The following is a 24,090-nucleotide window of genomic DNA, read 5'->3' as shown; positions in this document are numbered from 1 at the left end:
AAGCCGTGAAAGTGAAGACCATCTGACGGATCGGAGAGCAGTCGCTCGAAGACCTAATTGTTGAAATTTTGAACGCGAGCCAATAGGGGGGCGGCTCCCGGCGAGAGGGAAGCGCTTCGGGCTTCTCACCACCGCCCCGCCCCGCCGCTAAACAGGAGAGACGCACGCGATGAGCAAAGTTATCGGGATCGACCTTGGGACCACCAACTCCTGCGTCGCCGTCATGGACGGTGATCAGGCGAAAGTGATCGAGAACGCCGAAGGCATGCGGACCACCCCGTCCGTCGTCGCCTTCACGGAAGACGGCGAGCGCCTGATCGGCCAGCCCGCCAAGCGCCAGGCCGTGACCAACCCGGACCACACCTTCTTCGCCATCAAACGCCTGATCGGCCGGACCATGAATGATCCGACCGTGAAAAAAGACGTGGATATGGTGCCCTATTCCATCACCGAGGGCCCCAATGGCGACGCGTGGGTGCAAGGCCGCGACAAGAAGTACGCGCCGAGCGAAATTTCCGCCTTCATCCTTCAGAAAATGAAGGAAACCGCCGAGAGCTATCTGGGCTCGAAAGTTGAAAAAGCCGTCATCACCGTGCCGGCCTACTTCAACGACGCCCAGCGTCAGGCGACCAAGGATGCGGGCAAGATCGCGGGTCTGGAAGTTCTGCGCATTATCAACGAGCCGACGGCCGCAGCGCTCGCCTATGGTCTCGACAAGGGCGATAACCGCACCATCGTGGTCTATGACCTGGGCGGCGGCACCTTCGACGTGTCCGTGCTGGAAATCGGCGATGGCGTCTTTGAAGTGAAAGCCACCAATGGCGACACCTTCCTGGGCGGCGAAGACTTCGACATGCGTATCGTCGAATACCTCGCAGACGAGTTCAAAAAGGAAACCTCGATCGACCTGCGCAAGGACAAGCTGGCCCTGCAGCGTCTGAAAGAGGAAGCGGAGAAAGCCAAGAAAGAGCTGTCTTCCGCCTCGTCCTATGAAGTGAACCTGCCCTTCATCACCGCGGATGCGTCCGGTCCGAAACACCTCAACATGAAGCTCTCCCGCGCCAAGCTGGAAAGCCTTGTGGACGACCTGATCAAGCGCACCATCGAGCCGTGCAAGAACGCGCTCAAGGATGCGGGCATCTCTGCGTCTGAAATCGACGATGTGGTGCTGGTCGGCGGCATGACCCGCATGCCCAAGGTCCAGGAAGCGGTGAAAGGCTTCTTCGGTCGTGAGCCGCACAAGGGCGTGAACCCGGATGAAGTGGTCGCCATGGGCGCCGCCATCCAGGCCGGCGTGCTGCAGGGCGACGTCAAGGACGTGCTGCTGCTGGACGTGACCCCGCTGAGCCTCGGCATCGAGACCCTGGGCGGCGTGTTCACCCGTCTTATCGACCGCAACACGACGATCCCGACCAAGAAGTCCCAGACCTTCTCCACCGCGGACGACAATCAGACCGCTGTGACGATCCGGGTTTTCCAGGGCGAGCGTGAAATGGCGGCGGACAACAAGCTGCTGGGCCAGTTTGACCTTGTGGGCATTCCGCCGGCGCCGCGCGGCATGCCGCAGATCGAAGTGACCTTCGACATCGACGCCAACGGTCTTGTGAACGTGTCCGCCAAGGACCAGGCCACCGGCAAGGAACAGGCGATCCGTATCCAGGCCTCTGGCGGTCTGTCTGACAGCGATATCGAGCAAATGGTCAAGGACGCGGAAGCCAACGCCGACGCGGACAAGAAGCGCCGTGAGCTTGTTGACGCGAAAAACAACGCTGAAGCGCTGATCCACCAGACCCAGAAACAGGTCGAGGAGTTCGGCGACAAGGTCTCGGCCGAAGACAAGGCCGCGATCGAGGATGCGATCAAGGAGCTGGAAGGCGTCAAGGAGGGTGAAGACCCCGAAGCCATCCAGCAGAAGACCCAAGCCCTGATGCAGGCCGCCATGAAGCTGGGCGAGGCGATGTACGCTGCGCAGCAAGCTGATGGCGGGGAAGCCGCTGCGAAAGCGGATTCCGAAGCTGAAGAAGGCGTGGTCGACGCCGAGTTCACCGAAGTGAACGACGACGACGACAAGAAAAGCGCCTAAGGCTTTACCAGACGAGGCGCGCGGCCCCGTCCCGCATCAGGGGCGGGGCCGTGTTGCTTCAGGGCTGAAACTTCAAACACCGGACCGCACGCATGAGCAAACGCGATTATTATGAGGTTCTGGGCGTCGCCAGGGATGCCGACGCGAAGGCGATCAAATCCGCCTATCGCAAGCTGGCGATGAAATACCATCCCGACCAGAACCCTGATGACGCCGAAGCCGAAGCCAAGTTCAAGGAAGTCGGCGAGGCGTACGCCATTCTTTCGGACGCGGACAAGCGCGCCGCCTATGACCGCATGGGCCATGCCGCCTTCCAGCAAGGCGGTGGCGGCGGGGGTCACCCGTTTGGCGGCGGTGCGGGCGCGGCCGATTTTGCAGATATTTTCGAGCAGGTCTTTGGCGATGCCTTCGGCATGGGCGGCGGGCGTCGGAGCGGCGGCGGGCGTCGGTCCGGACCGGCTCGCGGCTCTGACCTGCGCTATGACATGCAGATCAGCCTCGAGGAGGCCTATCACGGCAAGGACGCCAATATCCGCGTTCCCACCACCGTGACCTGTGAGCGCTGTGAAGGCGACGGGGCCGAGCCGGGCACGGGCGTGACGACCTGTGAAACCTGCGCGGGCGCGGGCCGTATCCGGCGCACCCAGGGCTTCTTCACCATGGAACAGACCTGTCCGACTTGCGGCGGGCGCGGCTCCTATGTCGAGACGCCGTGCCAGGAATGCGATGGCGCAGGCCGGGTCCGCAAGACACGTGATCTGCGCGTGCAGATCCCGGCGGGCGTCGAGGACGGCATGCGCATCCGCCTCGCCGGTGAAGGCGAAGCGGGCGCGCGCGGCGGGCCCAAGGGCGATCTTTATATCTTCGTCTCGGTCGGTCATCATGGCCTGTTTGAGCGTGACGGACCCAATCTGTACTGCCGCGCGCCGGTCTCCATGGTGACCGCGGCGCTGGGCGGCGAGATCGATGCGCCCACTATTGATGGCGGCAAGGTCAAGATCCGCATCCCTGAAGGCGCCCAGACCGGCGAACGCATGCGCTTGCGCAACAAGGGCATGGTCAAGCTCAATGGCGGCGGCGCCCGCGGCGACATGTATGTGGAATTGTTTGTCGAGACCCCGCGCAAGATGACCGACCGTCAGAAAGAAATCCTGCGCGAGTTCTGCGAGATTTCCGGCGCAGGCTGTAATCCTGAAAGCGATGGCTTTTTCAACAAGGTGAAGCGCTTCTGGGATGATATCAGCGGGGATGACGAGCACGATCATCGTCCCGACGCCTGAGCCTCTGGCCTGACCGGCTCGACTTACGCTTTTTTCACCTAAACGCGCGATGACAAAGCGTCAGGTTGTGAGGGGCGTCATGTCGGGAACCAGCATTCATATCGCCGTAACGGGCATTTCGGGCCGTTTGGGTCGCGCGATCGCAACCGAGGTCATTCGGGCGAGCGATCTGTCGCTGGTCGGCGGCATGGTAAGCTCGGATTCCGCCAATCTCGGCTCTGATCTCGGAGAGTTGTGCGGCTCAGGTTTTCTTGGCATCGAAACTGTGGTTGCGCTGGAACAGGCGGCCGATCAGGCCGATGTGCTGATCGACGCCTCCCTACCCAAGGTGACGAGCGCTATTGCGCCGCGTCTGGCGGCCATGGGTCATCGCGCCCTGGTCACCGGCGTGACGGGTCTTGAAAAGGACCAGCAGGCGGCGCTGGAACAGGCGGCGGAAACCATTCCGGTTCTGCAGGCGAGCAATTTTTCGCTGGGCGTGGCGTTGGTCGAGCGGCTGGTGGCCCAGGCCGCCAAAGCGCTGTCTGACGAGCACTTTGATCTCGAGATTGTGGAAGCGCATCACAAGCGCAAGGCGGATGCACCCTCGGGTACGGCCTTGAGCCTGGGCGAAGCTGCAGCCCGTGCGCGCGGCGTGGAGCTGGAGGATGTCGCCCAGTACACCCGCCCGCGCCATGACGGTCCGCGCCCGGTCGGCGCGATCGGCTTCAGCGCCATTCGCGGCGGCGGCGTGGTCGGCGAACACGAGGCGCGCTTCCTGTCGGCCTTTGAAGAAGTCAGTATTTCCCACAAGGCGTATGACCGGTTTATCTTCGCCCAGGGTGCGCTCGCGGCGGCGCGCTGGATCAAGGGCAAGGCTCCGGGCCTCTACTCCATGCAGGACATACTGGGTGACTGAACAGACTGACGCAGAGCGAAGCCCTTATCCCGAAGTGTGGCTGCATGGCCTGTCGCCCCTGCCGCCGGTTCTGAACGGGCTTCTGATCAGCGCACTGATCTATGCCGTCTATCTTGTGTACTCGGTCGAGGTTGGCCAAGCCGTCATCGAACAGGCAGGCGCGGGGGTACGCTTCAACAGCGCCGCCTGGGCCGCATTGGTCATCTGCATGATCACAGGCGTCGCCACCACCATGCCGGCGATTACCCAAAGACAATGGCAGGCCTCCCTGCCTCAGCTGAAGGCGGTCCTGGATGAAGCGGGCGGCCGTCAGGTCGAGGCGATGGCGAAGGGGCCGACCCGCCAGCACGCCTGGCGGTCTCTGCTTGTGTTTCTGGCGGGCGCAGTTGGCGGCTTGCTGGTGAATATGTGGCTGCTCAACCCGCCTGAAATTACCTGGGACCAGTATTGGGGCACCATTTCGCCCTTCTTTGCGATCATGAACGCCCTGGTGTTCGGTCTGGCCGCGCGCGGCGGCTATATGGTGCGGTATGAAGACCGGGAGATGCGCCAGCTGGTGGAGAACCATCTTCAGGTGGATCTGGCGCATCTCGAGCGCAATCAGATCTTTGGCCGTCTGGCCCTGCGCGGCGCGCTGGCCTGGCTGGTGATGACGGCGGTCATCCTGCTCTTGTTTGTGGATTCAACGCCGGCTCCGATTTCAGCGACGGCCCTCGTGCTGGCCCTGATTGCATCGGGTTATGCCTTCGCCTCCACCATTGGCCCGGTGGTGCGCAAATGCGCGCTGGTGCGGGACGCCGCCCTGCAGGCGGTTCGCGAACAGATTACCGCGAGCGGTGACGCGGTTCTGAAGGGCGCTCCCAAGGGCGCGCCTGTGTCAGAGCTGATCGCCTATGAGACCTGGTTGGAAAAACTGCCGGTCTGGCCGATCTCCGCGCCCGTGACCCGGCGTCTGGCGCTGTACGGCTTCATCCCGGTGCTGGCCTGGTTTGGCTCGGCTGCGGCGGAGCTGGTGCTCAACCGCTTCACATAAGATCAGGCGTGACCGAACAGGTCCGGTTGTCGGGTCAGGCTTTCAAAATCGGTGCGTTGAGTCGGGGTGCGCAGACGTGACAGCGTGCGGCTGGGCGGGGGCGCAACCATGGGAGCAGGCGCCTTGAGCGTCAGCCCCAGCGTGGTCGCCTTGGCGCGAATGGCGCTGTCAGGACGGCCCAGCTTCAGGCTGATCAGACGCAGGCTGGCGCCCTGACGGGCCAGAGCCTTGAGCAGTTTCACATCCTCGCCGCGCCAGCGCTTGCCAGCGTTACGGGCATATCCGGCAGATTTGGTTGCATACGCCATGTTCCACTCCTTACAGGAAGGAACATAAGCGGAACATCTGTTCTCGTCAAGGGGCCTGCAAAAAGGCCCGCCTTGCGGGCGGGCCTTTGAGGGCAGGCTATTTTACCAGCTGCCGGTATTTTCCATGCTGGCCCAGGGCTCTGCAGGCTCCAGGGCTTCGCCTTCCTGCAATAGCTCGACCGAGATGCCGTCCGGGCTTTTGACGAACGCCATGCGCCCATCCCGGGGCGGGCGGTGAATCACATAGCCCATCGAGGCCAGACGACCGCACAGGGCGTAGATGTCCTTCACCTCATAGGCGATGTGACCGAAATTGCGGCCCGAGGCATAGGTCTCCGGGTCCCAGTTATAGGTCAGCTCGATCATCGGCGCGCCCTTGGGCAGGATCTTGGAGTCCCCGATGACGCCGGACTTGGCGATGTCTTCACGGCTCGCCAGGAAGACCAGGGTGAAGCGACCCGCCTCGTTCTCGGTGCGGCGCACTTCTTTCAGGCCCAGCCCGTCGCAATAGAATTTCAGCGACGCGTCGATATCGGTGACGCGCACCATGGTGTGCAGGAAGTGCATGTAACGCTCCTTGTGAGAGGATTAGCTGTCTGTGTCGGACGCGGGGGCGTCGATCTGGATCTTGCGCGCCCATTTGGGACGCGGACGCCAGCCGGTGTCCTCGATCGGTTCGCCGCGCGCCCGGGCGAGCGCGTGATTGAACGGCTCCGGGGCTCGCAGATGATGTAAGCGCGCGATTACCGCAGCCAAGGCCGCCCAGATGAAAACCACACCAAAGAACAGCGCGAACATGAAGACATATCCCGTCCGGCCGCCCCATTCGGGGGCGCCGTTGGCGCGCCAGATCACATCATAGAGCGCGGGCACGGCCAGCAGGGCGACCGGGCTGATCAGGATCGCCGAACCGGCGGCGGCGGCGGCGTAGAGCGTCCAGCGCGGCTGGAAGCAGGACACGTAAAGCCGGACGAACTCAGCTTCGCTCACACCCTTGATGGTGCGCGGCTTCTCCGCCTGCCGGGTCTGGTATTCCGCATGTGCTTCTGTGGTCAGTCCGCGGACGGACACCCACCAGCGCGCAAGGCAGGCGAGGATGAAGAGGACGAAGACGCCCCCGAGTATGAAAAGAGACAGATCGAACATGAGACGGCTTTTAACCCGTCGCGGCCTCATAGGCGAGCATTGCGCGCTTACGATCGAGTCCCCAGTGATAGCCGGTCAGTCGGCCATCCGCCGCCAGTACCCGGTGACAGGGGATCAGCCAGCTGATCGGGTTTGCGCCGACCGCTGCGCCGGTCGCCCGCGCCGCCCCTGCTTTGCCGGCGGCTCTGGCGATGTCGCCATAGCTGACGGTGCAGGCGGACGGGATGGTCAGCAGCGCTCGCCAGACCTGACGCCGGAAGGGCGCGCCATAAAGCGCCAGCGGCACAGTCGCTTCTCCTGCAGCTGCATCAAAAACGCGCCCCGCCCAGTCGGACGCCAGCGCATCATCGCGCTCATAGCGCGCTTGGGGGAAGCGCCGGGCGAGGTCCTGAAAGGCGTCGTCTTCCTCGCCGGGGCTGCAGAAGGCCAGGCCTGACAGGCCGCGGGGCGCGATCACGAACACCGCAACGCCAAAGGGCGAGGGCGCATATCCGTAGCGAAAATCGAGGCCGGAGCCGCCCGATTTCACCTCGCCGGGCGTCGCCGCTTCCTCGGCGATGAAGATGTCATGCAGGCGCGACGGGCCCGAGAGGCCGCTCTCCAGCGCCGCATCCAGAACGCTCGCACCGTCCACCAGCAGCTTGCGGGCGCTGGCATGGGTCAAAGCCTGCACCAGTTTTTTGGGGCTGGCGCCGGTCCAGCGGGTGAAGACGCGCTGGAAATGGTGCGGCGACAGCCCGGCGGCCTGTGCGGCGGCGGCGAGATCAGGCTGCTCGCGCCAGTTCTCCGACAGGAAATCGAGCGCCGCGACAATGCGGTCATAGTCCTCGGCGCGGACTTTCAGCCGGTCGGGCGGGGAGAGGGTGTCGAGTTCAGCGGTCATGGGCGCACCCTGCCGCGGGCGCTCAGGCCCCGCCACCTGATTCTTGCGCCAGCTGCGGCCCCCGCGCTCGTCGGGCGTTGTCCAGGGCGTCACGGATGGCGTCGGCGAGGCTTTCCCGCTCCCGCGGGGACAGCCAGCTGCCAATGATCAGGCTTTTGCCCATGGCGGTCAGCCGCGCCTGCACATCCGGTTCGCCCTCGCCCTCGACAATGACGCGGGTCCAGGCGCTGGGCAGGATGAACTGGATGAGGTGGCCCGTGGGGAAGCGGCGGATAACGCGAATCTCGTCGCGCGTGATCTTGATGGACTCCATGCGCCGCCCGTCGCGATAGGACAGTTTGAAACCGATCCAGATCAACAGCACGTCGAGGCCGAAAAAGCCCATCACCGGCCAGGCGCCCATGACCATGAAGGCGATGCCGGCGGAAAAGCTGATCGCGCCCATGGCGATCATCAGTGCGATGAAGCCGGGATTGGGCAGGGAGCGGTTGGGGCGAACCTGCGCATCCATATAGAGCGCCTCGCCCTCCGATAACGGAGGGGCGCTATGGTCTGCAGGCCAGGTTTCAATCAGCCGACGCCGTTCCATGACAGCCAAAATAGGCCGCAGCTGCGGACTTGGCCAGTTTTCGGCGAACTCAGCCGAAGACGGTCACCATCTGGCGGCCCTTGGCCACGCAGGCGCCATCCGTGTTCCAGATGCTCATGTCTTGAGTGGAAAAGCCGCCGCGCACATGATCGGCGCGGCTTTCCAGCAGCCACCAGCCGTCACGGGTTTTGGGTTCATCGGTCAGGATATCGACCATCCAGGTCATGGAGGAGAGCGGCGTTGGCGCGCTCAGGAGCGGCGCCAGCGCCGGGGCGAGCGCATCGCCCAGCGTCAGGAGCGCGATGGGCATGTTCCGCGCGTCAGGATCGGCATGGCGCGCCCACATGCGGATGACCGGCTTGTCGCTCTGGCTGAACGGCACGCCGCCGCCCGCCCAGATGAAATCGAAATTGCGCGTGAATACCGGCGCGCCGACGGGAAATGTGAGGGTTTCTGTCGCGTCATCGGGGGCCACGGCGCGCTCGGGCATGAGCGGCGGCTCCATCAGATAGGCGGATTCCCGTTCTCCGGCGAAGGTGAAGACGCTTTCCACGCCAATCCCCGCTTCGCCGGACAGGCGCGTGCGCACCGAGCAGGCGGTGCGGCCTTCGCGCAGCTTTTCGGCGTCCACGGTCAGCGCGCCTGCGCTGGGTCCGACAAAGCTGATCATCGCGCTACGCAACGGGCGCCCGTTCGCATGGGGCAGGGCCGCTTGCAGGCAAAGACCCGCCGTCAGGCCGCCATAGACGGTCCGGCCTTGCTTCCACTGATCGGGAACATCCAGCGTGAAGCGGGTGGCGGAGGGGTCATGATTGGCGAGTAGCTGGGCGATGGACATGGAACTGATGGGCCTTTGACGCAGTTTATCGGGCGGCATGAAGCCCGAACCGTCCCTCAAGGGCAAGCGCGCCTCACTGAAGCCTGTCGCGAAGATGAACGCGTTGGCCTTTCTCACGCCCAAATCAGGGACTAAACAGGACCCATGAACACAACAGCTTTTCTCCTCTCCGCCGCTCTGACGCTGCTTTCCGGCGCCCAGCAATCCGAAGCGCCCGCACAGGCAGCGCCCGAGCCGCTGCCCGAGGCTCAGGCCGTCGAGCCGGCTCCGGGGCAGATCACGCCTGAAGCCGGGGCCGAGCGCGCTCAGGCCTGGCTGGAAGGGCTTGATACGCTGCGCGCCCGGTTCATCCAGATCGCGGCTGACAATTCCGAGGCTTCGGGCCTGCTCGAGATCGATCGCCCCGGCAAGGCGCGGTTTGACTATGACGCTCCCAATCCGGTGCTCATGGTGGCGGACGGTTCATTCGTGGCAGTCGCCGACTTTGATCTTGAAACGATCGATCGTGCGCCCATCGGCGAGACGCCCCTGCGCTTCCTGCTGGATGCGGATCTTGATCTGGCGGGCTCCGGCGCGGTCGTGGATGCGGGCCGCTATGACGGTCGGCTCTATGTGACGCTGGAAGACCCCGAGGACGCTGTCGAAGGCCGTCTGACGCTGGTGTTCGAGGATGCCCGGCCTGACGCGGCGCCTGAAACCATGACGCTGGCGGGCTGGTACACGGTGGACGCCATGGGCGGGATGACCGAGGTGAGCCTGTCAGAGGTCGAGACCGGCGTGCGCATCAGCCCGCGCCAGTTCATCCTCGATGATGAGGACGTGATGGGCGGGGACCGCCGTCGTCGCGGCCGCTAGGTTCTAGAGCGCCCACCAGAACAGAAGCGCCGCCAGACCCAGCCGGTAGATTACGAAGGGCAGGAAGCCCAGACGGTCCACCACGCGCATCAGCACGGCGATGGAGGCGAGGGCGGCGAAGAAGGACAGGATCGCCACGATCAGGCCGTCTGTCAGCGAGTGGGCGCTGTCTGCGCCCCGCGCCAGCTCGATCACCGCCAGAAGGCCGAACGCGGCGATCACCGGCACGGCTATCAGCATGGAAAAACGCGCCGCCTCGCTGCGGGTCATGCCCAATGCGCGGGCGGCGGTCATCGTCACGCCCGAGCGTGACGAGCCGGGGACCAGCGCGAACATTTGCGCCAGACCGATCAGGATGGCGCCGCGCCAGCTCAGGGTTTCGGTGGTGACAGTCTGCTTGCCGAAATGGTCCGCGAGCCAGAGCGGAACCGCGAGGATGAGCGTCGCCCAGGCGATCACCAGCGGCGAACGCAAGGCGTCCGCCATGCCGGAGATGTAAAGCCCGCCCCCTGCGATCAGCACGGGCGGGGTGGCGACGGCGATCAGAAGCGCCAGCTTGCCGCCGGGCGTGATCTGTCCCTTCAGAAGGGCCAGCTTGCCAGTCACCACATTGACCACATCAGCGCGGAAATACACCAGCACAGCGAAGAGCGTACCCAGATGCGCCATCACGTCGATCAGCGGGCCCTGATCCGCATCGCCCAGAACCTGCGGCGCGAGGATGAGATGGGCGGAGGATGAGATGGGGAGAAACTCGGTGATCCCTTGGACGATCGCCAGAATAATGAGATGAAGAAGGCCCATAGCGTGTCATTCCCCCGGGTGGTTCGGCGGCAGAGTGCGCGCGATTGATCCGCTCGCCAAGGGCTTATGCTGTTTGGACAACACATAATGGAAAACCGCCATGCCGCATGACGCTCTGGACGCAGGGCCGGGCAAGCTTGCTCCTGCCGACGCCCGCAAGATCACCGGAAGCGTCACGCGGCTGTCGGTCATGGTCGCGGCGACGCTCGTGGTCGCCAAGCTCATCGCCTGGATCCTCTCGGGCTCGGTCGCAATGCTCGCCTCCCTGGCGGATTCCTCGCTCGATCTCGTGGCGTCTCTGACGACGTTTTTCGCGGTGCGTTACGCCTCCACTCCGGCGGATGCCGAGCACCGCTATGGCCATGGCAAGGCGGAAGCGCTGGCGAGTCTCCTGCAGGCTCTGCTGGTGGCGCTGTCGGCGGGCTATCTCATTCATGAATCCTGGAACCGCTTCACCGATCCCCAGCCGCTGGATGCGGGCGCCATCGCCCTGTCGGTGATGGGCTTGTCCATCACTTTGACCCTGGGGTTGGTCTGGGCCCAGACGCGGGCGGTGAAACAGACCGGCTCTCTGGCGGTGACGGGCGACCGGGCGCACTATTTTGCGGACCTCAGCTCGAACATGGTGGTGGTCGTCGGCCTTGTGCTGGCGCTGATCGGTATCGAGCGCGCCGACCCGATCATGGGCTTTGTCGTGGTGCTCTGGCTGTTCTGGACGGCGTTCACCGTGGGGCGCGACGCCATTTCAGCGCTGATGGACCGCGAGCTTCCCGATGAGGAGCGCGAGCAGATCATCTCACTGGCCGAAGAGGATCCGCGGGTTCTGGGCGTGCACCAGTTGCGCACCCGCGCCTCGGGTCCGTTCATCCACATCCAGATGCATATGGAGCTCGACCCGGATCTGAGCCTGACCAGGGCCCATGAGATTGTCGTCGCCGCTGAAAAGCGCGTCATGGCGGCCTATCCGGCGGCGGATGTGCTCATCCACCCCGACCCGAAAGGCCGCGCCGCGCCCCATGGCAACGCCTATTTCGGCAAGGATGGAGCGTCGAGTGCAGGTCCAGCAGATGAACCGGCTTAAGCCGTTCGCCGAACGCGGTTAGGATAGGGCCATGCGTATCTTGCACCATTGGCCCCTTGATCCCTGGTCCCGACAGGTCCGTCTCGCGCTTGCCGAGAAGAAGCTCGATTTCGAGGTCGAGTATCAGCGGTTCTGGGATATGCCGGACGACCTTGTCGCGCTCAATCCCACAGGAATGCCGCCGGTCCTGGTCGAGGAGACCGAGAAGGGCCGCACGGCCCTGTGCGAGACCCGCGCAATCCTGGAATATCTTGAGGAAACCCATCCCGAGCCGGCGCTGCTGCCGGGCGGTCCGGCCGATCGCGCCGAGGCGCGGCGTCTGGCGGCGTGGTTTGATGTGAAGTTCAACGCCGAGGTGAACGCCTTCCTGCTGCACGAAAAGCTCGAAAAGCGCGTGCAGTCCCTCGGCGCGCCGGACATGGAGGCGATCCGCATCGGGCGCGACATGTTGCGTTGGCATCTTGATTATATGTGCGGGCTTCTGGATCAGCGCGACGGTCTGGCCGGGCCGCGCTTTACGATGGCCGATCTCGTGGCCGCCGCGCACCTGTCCTGCGTGGATTATCTCGGCGATGTGCCCTGGGATGACTTCCCCGCCGCCAAGGCCTGGTATCAGCGCATCAAATGCCGCCCCTCCTTCCGCGCCATCTTGGCCGACCGCCTGCCGGGCTGCCCGCCCGTGAACGGCTATCAGGATCTGGATTTCTAGGTATGTCAGGGCCTGAAGCTCAGGCCGGGCGGGTCAAGGCGCTGGCGCTGGAGGCCGGCTTCTCGGTCGTGCGCGTCACCCGCGCCGATGAACCCTGGCAGGCGGGCGAACGGCTCAAACGCTTTGTGGGCGAGGGACGCCATGGCGATATGGCGTGGATGGAAGACACGCTGGAGCGGCGCTCCCATCCCACCGCCATGTGGCCGGATGCGAAATCAGCGGTCGTTGTGGGCCTTGAATACGGGCCCGAGCACGATCCGCTGGAGATTCTGGAGCGGCGCGATGAGGCCGCGATCAGCGTCTATGCCCGGAACAAGGATTATCACGACATCCTCAAAAAGCGCCTCAAGCGCTTTGCGGGCGCGTTCCACCGTGAGACCGGCTCGGAAGTGAAGGTGTTTGTCGACACCGCCCCCCTGATGGAAAAGCCGCTGGCGCACAAATCCGGCCTCGGCTGGCAGGGCAAGCACACCAATCTGGTCAGCCGCTCTCATGGCAGCTGGCTGTTTCTGGGCGTGATGCTGACCGCGGCGGAGCTGGAACCCGATGCGCCTGAAACCGATCATTGCGGGTCGTGCCGGGCGTGTCTTGATATCTGCCCGACCCAGGCCTTTCCGGCCCCTTACCAGATCGATGCGCGGCGCTGCATCTCGTATCTGACCATCGAGAACAAGGGCCCGATCCCGCTCGAGTTTCGCAAGCCCATGGGCAATCGGATTTATGGCTGTGATGATTGTCTGGCCGTGTGCCCGTGGAACAAGTTCGCGCAAGCGAGCTCTGAAGCGGCGTTTCACCCGCGTGAAGCCCTGACCGGGCCGAAACTCAAAGAGCTGGCCACGCTCGATGACGCGGCGTTCCGGGAGTTTTTTCGTGGTTCGCCGATCAAGCGGGTCGGGCGGGATCGGTTTGTGCGCAATGTTCTGATTGCGCTGGGCAACAGCCAGAACACGGCATTGGCCGAACAGGCGTGCGCGCTGCTGGACGATCCGTCAGAACTGGTGCGCGGCGCGGCGATCTGGGCGCTGGCCCAGCTCGATGCTGACAGGTTCAGTGTGGAGAAAGCGCAACGGGCCGGTGCAGAGACCGACCCGGATGTTCGCGCGGAATGGGAGGCGGCCTAGGCGTCACCGATGCGCGGCGGGCCGCCCTTGTCGGCCTGGCTGGGGCCGAAGGCGCGATTGAGCAGATGAGAGCTGTCTTGCGCCAGCTCGATCGCCTCGGTCAGGTGTTCGAGCACTTTGACGTTATTGGCCAGCACATGCAGCGCTTCAGGGCGCAGATCATGAGAGATCTTGGTGCAGCGGAGCAGCACGTCGGCGCGCAGTTCCAGCAGGATGTCTTCCAGCTTGCGGCCGGACGGATTTTCTTCAGACACCAGATAGCGGGTCATATCCGCCTCCGTGATTTGCAATCAGAGACTGAAGTCTGCACCAACACCCCCTCATTTTTAGTAAACGCAGGGCGATGGCCTTGAAGATCAGGCGGTTTGCCGTCAGCTTGCAGGCCAGAAACCCAGGGAGATCATCATGGCGGATAAAATCGGCGCACAGGCTCTTATCGACCAAGTTTCAGGCTGGGAGGCGGTCGAGAGCCGCGATGCGGTGCGCAAGGTCTTCAAGTTTGACGACTTCAAGAGCGCTTTCGCCCTGATGACCCAGGTGGCCATGAAAGCCGAGCAGATGGATCACCATCCTGAATGGTTCAACGTCTACAATACTGTGGATGTGACGCTGTCGACCCATGACGCGGACGGCGTGACCAATCTCGATCTCGAGCTGGCGCAATTCATCGAGGCGCGCGCCGCGGTCCTGAACAAGGGCTAGAGGCTGAAAGCGGTCAGGTGGCGTGAATGATGACGGTGTCGAGCACGACCGTCGCCTGACCCGGGCCGATCACGCGATCGGTCTCGTCCTGCAGCAGACGCGCGATCACGTCGGCATCGGGAATCTGACCCCAGCGATACATGCGGCCGGAATACAGGAGCATGGCCTGGGAATAGGCGTCGCGCAGCCAGATCTGGCGTTCGGCGATGACCTGACGCGTGCGGCTGTGCGGCGCATCCAGCGCCAGACCGACCTGCAACAGGCCCCGCATGCGATAGTCCGCCTGCACCGAGGTGCGCACGGGCTCCATGCGCACATAGCTGGTCGCATGGCTGAGCGAACGGCCCAGCGATTCTTCGGGCGCGGGTTCTGAAGGCGCGCCGTGACCGCCGCCACCGCCGCCTCCACCCCCGCCGCCGCCAAGGGCGAAGGCCGGGGAGGCGCTCAGACAAACGCACAGGGCTGCAAGGCCGAGAATATGACGCAAGGTTTTCATGCGTCCAGAATACCCGGTCTAGGTAAAGAAATCGTATGGTCGGGCTTGTCCTTTTCAGGGGCTGATCTAACTCCCCGCCTCGTGATCTTCAGGGGGATGGAATGAAACACTCTCTTCTCGCGACTATGGTTTTGACCGCTGCTCTGGGGGCGCCGCTGGGCGTTGCCGAGGCCCAGATGGCCGAGGGCTCCCAGTCCAGCCCCATGCCGCGTAATTATGTCGCAGCAGGTGCGGCCATGCTGCCCGATTACGCCGGGTCCGATGACTATCGCGTCATCCCGTTCGGCGCGGCCCGGTTCGAGCTGGGCGGCGTGTCCTTCCGCACGCAAGGCCCCGGTCTGGCGGCGAGCCTTTATGAAAGCGGCCCGTGGGAGCTGGGCGCCTATGTGCGCTGGTCGGGCGGGCGCGATGATGTGGAAGACGAAGTGGTCGATCGCATGCGCGATGTGGACTCCTCCCTGATCACCGGCGGCTATGCGCGCCTGACGCTTGCGGAGAACGTTCTGTCCGAGCGTGACCGCTTCGGGCTGGGCGTCGATCTGGGCGTGGATGCGCTGGGCAATTTCGACGGGCTCGCCTGGAGCGCGTCCGCCGATTATGGCGTCAGGGTCTCGCGCGGCGTGTTCGCGGCGCTCTCCGCCTCGGTCAGCGGCTTTTCCGATGACTATGCCGACACCCTGTTCTCGGTGGACGCTGCCGACGCCGCCGCGACCGGCTTGGCGCTCTACACCGCCGAAGGCGGCGTGCGTGATGTGGGCGTCACCGCCATTGTGGATGTAGCGGTCAGCCAGAGCTGGTCAGTGACGGGTGTTGCGGGCTATTCGCGCCTTCTGGGCGATTACGCTGACAGCCCCATCGTGTCAGTGCGCGGCAGCGAGGACCAGGTCTTCCTCGGTCTGGCGCTGGGACGGCGCTTCTAGGCCAAACCGACGCCGACAAACGAGCGCCGCCTTAGGGCGGCGTTTTCGTGTGAATGCTTTGAAATCGGTGAGGATCTGGTGGAGCCGAGGGGAATCGAACCCCTGACCTCGTCATTGCGAACGACGCGCTCTCCCAACTGAGCTACGGCCCCGTTCCAGTGCTTGCGGAGGTACGGTTCGCACCCGCGCTTGTCAAGGCTTCGCGCCACCGACCAATGATTGACGTTTGCGTAAACTGCTGGTCGTTATACAACGTCCGCTATGGGTGAGGGGACAGGATATACCGATGGGGTGAAACTCCATCTGTTCGGCATGGGAGATGGCGCGCAAAGCATCCTCTTCCAGATGTTGTCCCATGGGCTTATCGCAGGCGCCTACGCGCTGATCGCCGGCACCCTGATCTGGCAGATGCGCAGCAACAAGTCGCTGCTGCGTCTGAAGATGGTCCGCTCCATCACGGTGCTCGCCATACTGGCGGCCATTGCGCATCTGGCGCGACTGGTCTCGGTTCACGCCACACACCCGTGGATTGACGGACTGGTCTATCTGACAAGCGCGGCCTTCGGTCTGTGTGGGGCGTTGCTGCTCTGGTACTGGTTGCCGCAGATGCTGGCCATGGCGCAGGAGCGTCGCCTGACCCCGGTCAACATGGTCCGCCGCGAGGACTATCAGGCGCTTCAGCAGAAGCTCGACAACACCCATGCCGGCTTGCAGCGGTTTGCAACCGCGGCGTCACATGACTTGCGCGCCCCACTTCGGCATATCTCGGTGTTCGCCGGGCTGATTGCGCGGGAAGAGGCGGAGACGCTCAGCCCGTCCGGTCGGGACTATCTCGAGCGCCTGAACGGCTCGGTCGACCGGATGCAGGAGCTGACGACCGCGCTGGTGGAATATGTCCGCGCCATCAGCGCGGACCATGCGCCGGTTCGCCTTGATCTGACCGATGTCATCCGGGCCATCCGCAAGGAGATGAAGGTCGAGATCGAGACCCTGGGCGCGCAGATCGAGGTTGCGCCCATGCCGCCTGTCTGGGCGGATGAAGGCTTGATGACCCTGGTCTTCAGCCATCTGATCGACAATGCGCTCAAATTCTCCAAGGACGTGCCGTCCATACGCCTCTATGCGCGCGGCGTCCGGGCGGGCTGGGTGGAGATCGTCTTTGAGGATGACGGGCCCGGCATTGATCCGCGACAGAATGAAATGATCTTCGACGTGCTGTTCCGCATGTCCACGGGCCCCATTGAAGGGGTGGGTCTGGGTCTGGCGCTTTGCAAGCAGGTGATCGAGGCCACGGGCGGGGGGATCTGGCTGGATACCGGCTATGACACCGGCGCCCGCTTCGTTCTGACACTTCCGGCTGCGCCCTGATCCTGAGCGAAGCTTCTTGTCAGCCCCGCCCAGAGGGGGCTAGACCAGCATCAGTGAAAAGAGTTCCCAAAAGAGAGCGCCCATGCCCCTGGAATCCATGTCTCTGGCGCAGGTCCTTGTGTACCTGTTCCTCCTGATCCCGCTGCAATTGCTGGTCTATGTCATCTTTGTCGGCGTGATCCTGAGCTGGCTGATCTCTTTCAATGTCGTCAATCCGCATAACCAGCTGGTGGGTACGATCTGGCGGTTGACCAATACGATCACCGAGCCGCTCTTGCGTCCGATCCGGAACGTCCTGCCGCCGCTGGGCGGGCTCGACCTGTCGCCGCTCTTGCTGCTGCTGCTGATCATGTTCGTGCGCAACTGGCTGATCATTGGACAGATCTTCCCCCGACTCGCCTGACCCGATGCCGGCTCAGCTCGTCGATGAGGGTTTGCGCCTGTTCGTAAGGGTTCAGCCCAAGGCGTCACGCGCGGGCTTTGACGGCGGGCGTGAAGGCGCGGACGGACGGGTGCGTCTGGTGGCCAAAGTCCGCGCGGCGCCCGACAAGGGCGCCGCCAATACAGAGCTTTGCGCCCTGACCGCCAAGGTGCTGGGCGTGCCCAAATCCAGCGTCAGCGTTATCGCCGGTTCGACCCAGCGGGAGAAAACCCTTCTGGTGCGGACCGATGAGTCAAAACAGCTGCTTGACGTGGTCTCGACCATGCTCCAAGACCCCCGCCCATGACCGATATCATCACGTCCTCCTCCGCCTCCGCCAAGCTGATTGACGGCAAGGCCGCCGCCGCCGCCGTTGACGCCGCCGCCGCTAAAGGCGCGCGCGAGCTGGAACCGCAACTGGGCCGCGCGCCCTGCCTCGCCGTCGTGCTGGTGGGCGAGGATCCCGCCAGCCAGGTCTATGTGCGCAACAAGGTGCGCCGGACCGAAGCGGCGGGCATGCGCTCGGTCGAACATATCCTGTCCGCCGATGTCAGCCAGTCTGACCTGCTGGCGGTGGTCCGGTCGCTCAATGAGGATGACGGCGTAGACGGCATTCTGGTCCAGCTGCCGCTGCCCAAGGGGCTGGATGAGACCGAAGTCGTTCAGACCATCCGGCCGGACAAGGATGTGGACGGGCTGACCGCCCAAAGCGCCGGCGCGCTGGTGCTGGGCGCGCCCGGCATGCGGCCCTGTACGCCGTCCGGCAGCGTGTTCCTCGCCAAACAGGCGCTGGGAGATCTCTCGGGCAAATCCGTTGTGGTGATCGGACGCTCCATTCTGGTGGGCAAGCCTGCGGCGCTTCTGTTTCTGGCGGAAAACTGCACGGTCACGCTGGCGCATTCGCGCACGCAGGATCTGCCGGCGGTGTGTCGGCAAGCCGACATCATCGTGGCGGCGGTCGGGCGCCCCAATCTGGTCAAGGGCGACTGGATCAAGCCGGGCGCCTGCGTCATTGATGTGGGCATCAACCGGGTCGAGGGCGAGGCCGGCAAGAGCCGACTTGTTGGTGATGTTGATTTTGAACAGGCGATTGAAACCGCAGGTTTTATTACGCCGGTTCCGGGCGGTGTCGGTCCGATGACAATCGCCATGTTGCTCGCCAATACGGTTGCGGCCGCCGCCCGGCGTGCTAACGTAAAGACGCCGGATGCGGTCGCGGATGTTTTGCCGGGTTAAAACCTGATTAAGCATACATCCCCTAGTTTAGCGCGTGTCGGGAGAGGACCATGCCGCAACCCCTGTCTGTTCTTCATATTGAAGATGACTTCGCCGATGCGATGCTGCTTCAGCACGCGCTGTGCGATGCGGGCGGGTATGACATGGACCTGCATGTGGTTCGCACCCTTCACGATGCGCGTCAGAAGCTGTCGCGCCAGTCCTATGACCTCATCATCACCGATCTGAGACTGCCGGATTCCACGCAACCGCGTGAAACGGTCGGGCTTCTGGAAAGCCAGGCCAATGGCACCCCGATCCTGGTGCTGACGGGCGCGGCGGGTATTGATCCCGAACGCGATGGCGGTCAGGTCAAGTTTCTGGACAAGAACGATTATTTCCAGAAGGGCCTGGACGAGAAAAGCCGGGAACTCCTGTTCTGGGTGCAGAGCGTGGCGAGCAGCCGCGATGACGGCGTTGTCGTTGACGATCTGACGGGCACCATCGAAATCTGAGTTCTGAAGCCTGGCGGGCTGGATGCGGCGGCGTGACGCCCTATCTGCGCGCCCATGGCAAACCTGTCGACATTCCCGTCCGGATATCGCGCCCTGATCGTGGGCGCGTCCGGCGGTGTTGGCCGCGCCCTGACGCAAGCGCTGTGCGTGGATCCGCAAGCTGGCGCGGTGTTCGCGGCCAGCCGGTCTGGCGCCCGGATTGCGGGCTCTCACCCCCTGACGCTGGATTTCAACGATCCCCAGAGCGTTGAAACGGCGCTGGCGGACGCGACCCGGCAGGGTCCCCTGCATCTGGTGATTGTCGCGTCGGGCATGCTGGTGGACGAGGCGGGGCGCGGACCGGAGAAGTCCTGGCGCCAGATCGATCCCGACCACATGATGGAAGTGTTCAGGACCAACACGATTGGCCCGGCCCTCATCGCCCGTCATGCGCTCGACCGGCTGGCGCGGGGCGAGCCGGACACGCCGGAGAAAGCCGTTTTCGCCGCCTTGTCTGCACGCGTCGGCTCCATTTCCGACAACCGGTTGGGCGGCTGGCACAGCTATCGCGCCTCCAAGGCGGCGCTCAACCAGGTCCTGAAAACCTGCGCCATCGAGCTGGCGCGCAAACGCCCCCATGCGGCCTGCATCGGTTTGCATCCGGGCACCGTGGACACGGCTCTGTCAGAGCCGTTTCAGGCGAATGTGCCGGACGGCAAGCTGTTCACGCCCGCCTATAGCGCCGAACGCCTGCTGGAGGTCATCGACAGGGTTTCGCCTGACCACAGCGGCTGCGTTTTTGACTGGGCGGGCGAGATTATCGATCCTTAAGGGCTTGAGCTTTTGCCGCCGAGCCGCTTTCCTGCCTGAAAACAAGTCAGGGAGGACATTCATGACGGGCCATATCGACCCCGAACGCGAAGCTTTCAAACTCTTCAAAGAGTTGCCGCGCGACGAACCGATCCAGATGCTCAATCTGCTGCGTCTTCGCGAGACGGCCGCCTATCCCGATGGCCGTCAGGTCAGCGGCTTTGAGGCCTATAAGACCTATGGTCAGACGTCAGGTCCGATCTTCAAGCGTGTCGGGGGGACGATCGTCTGGCGCGGCGCGCCCAAGCTGACCCTGATCGGCCCTGCCGATGAAAGCTGGCACCTGTCTTTCGTGGCGGCCTATCCGAACGCTGCAGCCTTTCTCGAAATGGTCACGGACCCGGTCTATCAGACCGAAGCGGTTCCACATCGTCAGGCCGGCGTTCTGGACAGTCGCCTGATCCGGCACGCGCCGCTCGATCTCAATTCCGAGTTCAGCTGAGCTATTCCGATAGCAGACCGAGCTGCATCGCCATGCGCACAAGGTGGGAGAGGCTGCGCGCCTGCATCTTCTCCACCACGCGCGCACGGTGGATCTCCACCGTGCGGGCGCTGATGCCCAGCTTGTGGGCGACAACCTTGTTGGGGTGGCCATAGGCCACTTCGACCAGGACTTCATGCTCGCGCGGCGTCAGGTTTTCAAAACGCTCCCTGAGCGCGGCCAGCGCCAGACTGGCCTCGGCCTGTTGCTGGCCGGTCTGGACCGCCAGCTCGACGCTTTCAAAAAGGCGTTCTTCCTCATAGGGCTTCTCGATGAAATCGAGCGCGCCCGCCTGCATGGCGCGGACCGCCATGGGCAGGTCGCCGTGCCCGGTGACGATGATCACCGGCAGGCTGGATTTGCGATTGGCCAGCTCTTCCTGAACCTGCAGCCCGGACAGGCCCGGCATGCGCACATCCAGAACCGCGCATCCCGCCCAGTCCGGCGAATAGGCGTCAAGGAAGGCCTCGCCGCTGTCGAACGTCTCCACATCATGCCCGGCGGACAGAAGCAGGGCTTCAAGGGATTCCCGCGCCGCCGCATCGTCGTCGACGACATACACCATGGTTGAGATATCACTCATGCCTTGTCTCCTGGCGTGATGACGGGCAGGCAGAACCGGAACACCGCGCCGCCGCCCGGGCGGTTCTCGGCGGTGATCGCGCCGTCATGATCTGAAATGATGGAATGGCAGATGGACAGGCCGACGCCCATGCCATCCGATTTACTGGTGTTGAAGGGTTGGAACAGCCGCGCCTGCTGAGCTTCAGACAGGCCGGGGCCCTGATCGGCCACTTCGATCCAGATCTGCTCCTGACTGCTCCAGCACGCCACATTGATGGCCCCGCCCGTATGTTCGCTCATGGCTTCGGCGGCGTTGCGGATCAGGTTCAGCAATACTTGCTGGATGTTCACGCGCTGCAGCAGCGTATGGGGAACATCGGGGTCAAGTTCGCAGGACAAGGACAGGCCCGCCGCGGCGACGGCCGGCTCGATCAGCGGCAGGGTGTCGTGAATGACGTCATAGGGGCTGGCGAATTCGGTTTCGGACTCCCCCTTGTCCAGGAAGGTGCGCAGGCTGCGAATGATCTCACCCGCCCGGGACGCCTGGGTCATGGCTTTCTCGACCATCTGGATGGTGCGGGACTCGCCTTCAAACTCGGTTTTGGACAGACGCCGCGCCGCGCCCAGATAGTTCATTACGGCTGACAAGGGCTGGTTCAGCTCGTGCGCCATGGCGGAGGCCATCTCACCCATGGCGCTGACGCGGGAGACATGGTGCAGCTCGCTCTGCAGGGCGCGGGTGCGCGCTTCCATGTCGCGACGGACCCGCAGATCCGTGGCCAGAACCAGAAGGCCCGTGCGATCGGCATAGCGGATGCGACTGGCGGACAGGCGCACGGGAATGCGGTCGCCGCTCGCCGTGACGGCGTAGGAGGTTTCGGTCTCTGCAGCGCCTTCGCGCTGAACCGTGCGCCAGAAAGCCGGGATCTCGCCGGGCGCGCCGACGAACAGGTCTTCAGCGCGCAATTGACGAAGCTGGTCCTCGCCATAGCCGAACAGCTCGCAGGTTCGCTTGTTCTCGTCGAGCACGTAGCAAGTCTCGGCGTCGATCAGGAAGCCTGCAGCGTTCGAGCCGTCAAACATGGCGCGATAGCGCTGTTCGCTGTCACGCAGGTCCTGCTCGGCGCGTTTACGCTCGGTGATGTCGCGAAACGACACCACGGCGCCGGCGATCTTGCCGCCATCCCAGATCGGGGTGGAGACATACTCGACCGGGAAACTGGTGCCGTCCTTGCGCCAGAACACATCGTCATAGATGCGGTGCACCTTGCCGTCCCGGGTCGCCTCGTGAATGGGACACTCCGTGCAGGGAAAGTGCGATCCGTCAGGATGGGAATGATGGACCAGCTCATGCAGGTTCAGGCCGACCATTTCCTCGACCGTATAGCCCGACATGCGCGCCGCCGCCGGGTTCACGAACATGGAGATGCCGTCGCAATTGATCCCGTAAATGCCGTCCCCCGACGCCATCAGGATCAGGTCGCGCTGCCGACGGAACACGTCCGCCGGATCGCCGCCCGCGCCGGTCTCCACCTCAGACATGTGTGCGCCCCCGTCTCATGCGTCTCACACCAGAAACTTAAGGTCAGAGGAGAAGGTGGGATAGGCGTAGGTCATGGTCGCCAGCTCGGATGCGGTCAGTTGGGTTTTCATCGCCAGTGTGAACAGATGGATGACTTCCTCTGCGCCATGCCCGGCCAGGTGCGCGCCCAGAATGCGGTCGGTTTCGGGGTCGATCAACACTTTGGCGAAGGCGACCTGTTCGGCATAGGTCTTTGCCGAACGCCAGTCGCGCATGTCATTGACCTTGACGACGGGTTCCAACCCCGCCGCTTCCGCGCCCGCTTCATCCAGCCCCACGCTGGCGATAGCGGGTACGGTGTAGACGGCGGACGGAATGGAGGAATAGTCCGGGCTCTCCCGGGCGTCGTTGATGGCGTTCTCGCCTGCGATCCGGCCTTCATAGCTTGCAACCGGGCTCAGTTGCGGGGAGGCGGCCAGCGCGTCACCCGCCACATAGACGGACGGGTTGCTCAGGCTGCGCAGGTTTACGTCCACCTCGATATGCCCGCGATCTGACCGGATATCGCCGGCTTGCAGATCAAGATCCTCGACAGCAGGGCGACGACCGGCGCCGTTGACCACCAGATCCGCGCTGAGCGACAGGGTTTCGCCCTCGAGAACAACCTCGACCGCGCGGCGCGCGCCATCCTCGCGGATGGCCTTGACGCTGACGCCGGTATGGATGGCGACGCCCAGCGAGCGGGTATACTCAACCAGCGTGTCCACCATGTCCGGATCCAGACGCGGCAGGACGCGCGGGGCGGCTTCCAGAATGGTGACTTTGGCGCCTGCGCGCACCATGACATGGGCGAACTCGAGCGCAATCACGCCGCCGCCCACAAAGACGACCTCTTCGGGCAGGTTTTCCAGGGTCAGAAGGTCGTCGCTGGTGGCGGTCAGCGCCCAGCCTTCTATCGGCAATTGTGCAGGTTTTGATCCCGTGGCGATGACGATCTTGTCCGCGGTATAGGTTTCGCCATCCACAGACACCGCGTTCGGGCCGGTGAAGACGGCTTTGCCCGAAACCAGCGTCATGCCGCGATTGGTGATCGAGGATCTGAACATGTCCGGCACGCCTTCCACGAAGGTGCGCTCGCGCTTGATCAGGGCGGGCCAGTCCAGCGTCACCTCGCCCACCGAGATGGCGTGATCGCTGGCGCGCGCAATGGCGTCCAGATTGGCGGCGGCTGCGACCAGAACTTTCTTCGGCACACAGCCGCGAATGGCGCAGGTGCCGCCCACATCGCCTGATTCCACTAGGGTGACAGACTTGCCGGCGCGCTGGGCGACGCCGGCTGCGGCCATGCCGGCATTGCCGGTGCCCAGAACGAGAAGATCGGAATGTTGGGTCATGGGGGGCTCCGGGAT

Annotated in this window: 29 protein-coding genes and 1 tRNA gene; 17 read left to right on the top strand and 13 right to left on the bottom strand. The window is 63.9% G+C overall.

Features of this window, described 5'->3' with window-relative positions:
- Positions 1-169: 169 nt before the first annotated feature.
- From dnaK to ACFELO_RS13765, 4 genes are all read left to right on the top strand, one after another.
- On the top strand, positions 170-2,083 hold the full coding sequence (gene dnaK / locus ACFELO_RS13780) for a molecular chaperone DnaK (protein ID WP_440958344.1): 1,914 nt from the start codon (positions 170-172) through the stop codon (positions 2,081-2,083).
- A gap of 92 nt (positions 2,084-2,175) precedes the next feature.
- A complete protein-coding gene (gene dnaJ / locus ACFELO_RS13775; protein ID WP_440958343.1) occupies positions 2,176-3,363 on the top strand; it encodes a molecular chaperone DnaJ in 1,188 nt (395 codons plus the stop codon).
- 79 nt (positions 3,364-3,442) lie between these two features.
- Complete coding sequence (gene dapB, locus ACFELO_RS13770) at positions 3,443-4,261, top strand: 4-hydroxy-tetrahydrodipicolinate reductase (protein ID WP_440958342.1); 819 nt, start codon at positions 3,443-3,445, stop codon at positions 4,259-4,261.
- On the top strand, positions 4,254-5,294 hold the full coding sequence (locus ACFELO_RS13765) for a hypothetical protein (protein ID WP_440958341.1): 1,041 nt from the start codon (positions 4,254-4,256) through the stop codon (positions 5,292-5,294). Before dapB ends, ACFELO_RS13765 begins: the two co-directional genes overlap by 8 nt.
- A gap of 2 nt (positions 5,295-5,296) precedes the next feature.
- On the opposite strand, the gene ACFELO_RS13760 is transcribed toward ACFELO_RS13765, so the two are convergent.
- From ACFELO_RS13760 to ACFELO_RS13735, 6 genes are all read right to left on the bottom strand, one after another.
- Positions 5,297-5,602, bottom strand: coding sequence for a hypothetical protein (locus ACFELO_RS13760; RefSeq protein ID WP_440958340.1), 306 nt, complete (start codon positions 5,600-5,602; stop codon positions 5,297-5,299).
- 102 nt (positions 5,603-5,704) lie between these two features.
- Positions 5,705-6,169 carry a VOC family protein gene (locus tag ACFELO_RS13755; protein ID WP_440958339.1) on the bottom strand — a complete coding sequence of 155 codons (465 nt, stop codon included), beginning with the start codon at positions 6,167-6,169 and terminating at the stop codon, positions 5,705-5,707.
- A 21-nt stretch (positions 6,170-6,190) separates the two neighbouring features.
- Positions 6,191-6,748: a hypothetical protein gene (locus ACFELO_RS13750; protein WP_440958338.1), complete on the bottom strand. Its 558-nt coding sequence runs from the start codon at positions 6,746-6,748 to the stop codon at positions 6,191-6,193.
- Positions 6,749-6,758: 10 nt separating this feature from the next.
- Positions 6,759-7,631, bottom strand: coding sequence for a methylated-DNA--[protein]-cysteine S-methyltransferase (locus ACFELO_RS13745; protein ID WP_440958337.1), 873 nt, complete (start codon positions 7,629-7,631; stop codon positions 6,759-6,761).
- Between the two features lie 22 nt (positions 7,632-7,653).
- The gene (locus ACFELO_RS13740; protein WP_440958336.1) at positions 7,654-8,142 is read right to left on the bottom strand and encodes a DUF2244 domain-containing protein; all 489 of its coding nucleotides are present in this window, start codon (positions 8,140-8,142) and stop codon (positions 7,654-7,656) included.
- A gap of 127 nt (positions 8,143-8,269) precedes the next feature.
- Positions 8,270-9,097 (bottom strand): thioesterase family protein, encoded by an 828-nt coding sequence (locus tag ACFELO_RS13735; protein ID WP_440958335.1) that lies wholly within the window; start codon positions 9,095-9,097, stop codon positions 8,270-8,272.
- Positions 9,098-9,202: 105 nt separating this feature from the next.
- Here ACFELO_RS13735 and ACFELO_RS13730 point away from each other — a divergent pair, with 105 nt between their 5' ends.
- On the top strand, positions 9,203-9,913 hold the full coding sequence (locus ACFELO_RS13730) for a LolA family protein (protein WP_440958334.1): 711 nt from the start codon (positions 9,203-9,205) through the stop codon (positions 9,911-9,913).
- Positions 9,914-9,916: 3 nt separating this feature from the next.
- Here ACFELO_RS13730 and ACFELO_RS13725 read toward each other — a convergent pair whose 3' ends face one another.
- Complete coding sequence (locus ACFELO_RS13725; RefSeq protein WP_440958333.1) at positions 9,917-10,717, bottom strand: undecaprenyl-diphosphate phosphatase; 801 nt, start codon at positions 10,715-10,717, stop codon at positions 9,917-9,919.
- A 100-nt stretch (positions 10,718-10,817) separates the two neighbouring features.
- On the opposite strand from ACFELO_RS13725, the gene ACFELO_RS13720 reads away from it, so the two are divergent.
- From ACFELO_RS13720 to queG, 3 genes are read left to right on the top strand one after another with little or no spacing between them, the layout of a single operon-like run.
- A complete protein-coding gene (locus tag ACFELO_RS13720) occupies positions 10,818-11,798 on the top strand; it encodes a cation diffusion facilitator family transporter (protein WP_440958332.1) in 981 nt (326 codons plus the stop codon).
- Between the two features lie 31 nt (positions 11,799-11,829).
- On the top strand, positions 11,830-12,507 hold the full coding sequence (gene fzlA, locus ACFELO_RS13715) for an FtsZ-binding protein FzlA (protein WP_440958331.1): 678 nt from the start codon (positions 11,830-11,832) through the stop codon (positions 12,505-12,507).
- 2 nt (positions 12,508-12,509) lie between these two features.
- A complete protein-coding gene (gene queG, locus ACFELO_RS13710; RefSeq protein WP_440958330.1) occupies positions 12,510-13,628 on the top strand; it encodes a tRNA epoxyqueuosine(34) reductase QueG in 1,119 nt (372 codons plus the stop codon).
- On the opposite strand, the gene ACFELO_RS13705 is transcribed toward queG, so the two are convergent.
- Entirely contained in the window at positions 13,625-13,897 is a 273-nt protein-coding gene (locus tag ACFELO_RS13705) for a histidine kinase (protein ID WP_440958329.1), read from the bottom strand. The genes queG and ACFELO_RS13705 overlap by 4 nt on opposite strands.
- A 136-nt stretch (positions 13,898-14,033) precedes the next feature.
- On the opposite strand from ACFELO_RS13705, the gene ACFELO_RS13700 reads away from it, so the two are divergent.
- Complete coding sequence (locus ACFELO_RS13700; RefSeq protein ID WP_440958328.1) at positions 14,034-14,330, top strand: 4a-hydroxytetrahydrobiopterin dehydratase; 297 nt, start codon at positions 14,034-14,036, stop codon at positions 14,328-14,330.
- Between the two features lie 13 nt (positions 14,331-14,343).
- Here ACFELO_RS13700 and ACFELO_RS13695 read toward each other — a convergent pair whose 3' ends face one another.
- Complete coding sequence (locus ACFELO_RS13695; protein ID WP_440958327.1) at positions 14,344-14,826, bottom strand: hypothetical protein; 483 nt, start codon at positions 14,824-14,826, stop codon at positions 14,344-14,346.
- Positions 14,827-14,927: 101 nt separating this feature from the next.
- Here ACFELO_RS13695 and ACFELO_RS13690 point away from each other — a divergent pair, with 101 nt between their 5' ends.
- Entirely contained in the window at positions 14,928-15,746 is an 819-nt protein-coding gene (locus ACFELO_RS13690; protein ID WP_440958326.1) for a MipA/OmpV family protein, read from the top strand.
- 76 nt (positions 15,747-15,822) lie between these two features.
- On the opposite strand, the gene ACFELO_RS13685 is transcribed toward ACFELO_RS13690, so the two are convergent.
- Positions 15,823-15,898 (bottom strand) — tRNA-Ala (locus ACFELO_RS13685).
- 139 nt (positions 15,899-16,037) lie between these two features.
- Here ACFELO_RS13685 and ACFELO_RS13680 point away from each other — a divergent pair.
- The 7 genes from ACFELO_RS13680 (at position 16,038) to ACFELO_RS13650 (ending at position 20,556) form a co-directional block, all read left to right on the top strand.
- Positions 16,038-17,114, top strand: coding sequence for a sensor histidine kinase (locus ACFELO_RS13680; protein ID WP_440958325.1), 1,077 nt, complete (start codon positions 16,038-16,040; stop codon positions 17,112-17,114).
- An 82-nt stretch (positions 17,115-17,196) separates the two neighbouring features.
- Complete coding sequence (locus ACFELO_RS13675; RefSeq protein WP_440958324.1) at positions 17,197-17,517, top strand: YggT family protein; 321 nt, start codon at positions 17,197-17,199, stop codon at positions 17,515-17,517.
- Between the two features lie 4 nt (positions 17,518-17,521).
- Positions 17,522-17,842, top strand: a complete 321-nt coding sequence (locus tag ACFELO_RS13670) for a DUF167 domain-containing protein (protein ID WP_440958323.1) — start codon at positions 17,522-17,524, stop codon at positions 17,840-17,842.
- On the top strand, positions 17,839-18,771 hold the full coding sequence (gene folD, locus ACFELO_RS13665) for a bifunctional methylenetetrahydrofolate dehydrogenase/methenyltetrahydrofolate cyclohydrolase FolD (protein WP_440958322.1): 933 nt from the start codon (positions 17,839-17,841) through the stop codon (positions 18,769-18,771). The genes ACFELO_RS13670 and folD overlap by 4 nt, the downstream gene beginning before the upstream one ends.
- A gap of 50 nt (positions 18,772-18,821) precedes the next feature.
- Positions 18,822-19,265 carry a response regulator gene (locus ACFELO_RS13660; protein ID WP_440958321.1) on the top strand — a complete coding sequence of 148 codons (444 nt, stop codon included), beginning with the start codon at positions 18,822-18,824 and terminating at the stop codon, positions 19,263-19,265.
- Between the two features lie 54 nt (positions 19,266-19,319).
- On the top strand, positions 19,320-20,075 hold the full coding sequence (locus ACFELO_RS13655; RefSeq protein WP_440958320.1) for an SDR family NAD(P)-dependent oxidoreductase: 756 nt from the start codon (positions 19,320-19,322) through the stop codon (positions 20,073-20,075).
- Between the two features lie 61 nt (positions 20,076-20,136).
- Positions 20,137-20,556: a DUF1330 domain-containing protein gene (locus tag ACFELO_RS13650; RefSeq protein WP_440958319.1), complete on the top strand. Its 420-nt coding sequence runs from the start codon at positions 20,137-20,139 to the stop codon at positions 20,554-20,556.
- Position 20,557: 1 nt separating this feature from the next.
- Here the strand turns inward: ACFELO_RS13650 and ACFELO_RS13645 are convergent, their stop codons facing one another.
- The 3 genes from ACFELO_RS13645 to ACFELO_RS13635 are packed head-to-tail and all read right to left on the bottom strand — an operon-like array spanning position 20,558 to position 24,075.
- Positions 20,558-21,178 carry a response regulator transcription factor gene (locus ACFELO_RS13645; RefSeq protein WP_440958318.1) on the bottom strand — a complete coding sequence of 207 codons (621 nt, stop codon included), beginning with the start codon at positions 21,176-21,178 and terminating at the stop codon, positions 20,558-20,560.
- Positions 21,175-22,701, bottom strand: coding sequence for a PAS domain-containing sensor histidine kinase (locus tag ACFELO_RS13640; protein ID WP_440958317.1), 1,527 nt, complete (start codon positions 22,699-22,701; stop codon positions 21,175-21,177). Before ACFELO_RS13640 ends, ACFELO_RS13645 begins: the two co-directional genes overlap by 4 nt.
- Positions 22,702-22,725: 24 nt before the next feature.
- A complete protein-coding gene (locus ACFELO_RS13635; RefSeq protein WP_440958316.1) occupies positions 22,726-24,075 on the bottom strand; it encodes a dihydrolipoyl dehydrogenase family protein in 1,350 nt (449 codons plus the stop codon).
- Positions 24,076-24,090 lie beyond the last annotated feature (15 nt).

Origin of the sequence: Oceanicaulis sp. LC35 (assembly GCF_052055585.1) — a bacterium.
In the GTDB taxonomy this organism is placed as follows: domain Bacteria; phylum Pseudomonadota; class Alphaproteobacteria; order Caulobacterales; family Maricaulaceae; genus Oceanicaulis.
This window is presented reverse-complemented; position numbering and strand designations above follow the sequence as displayed.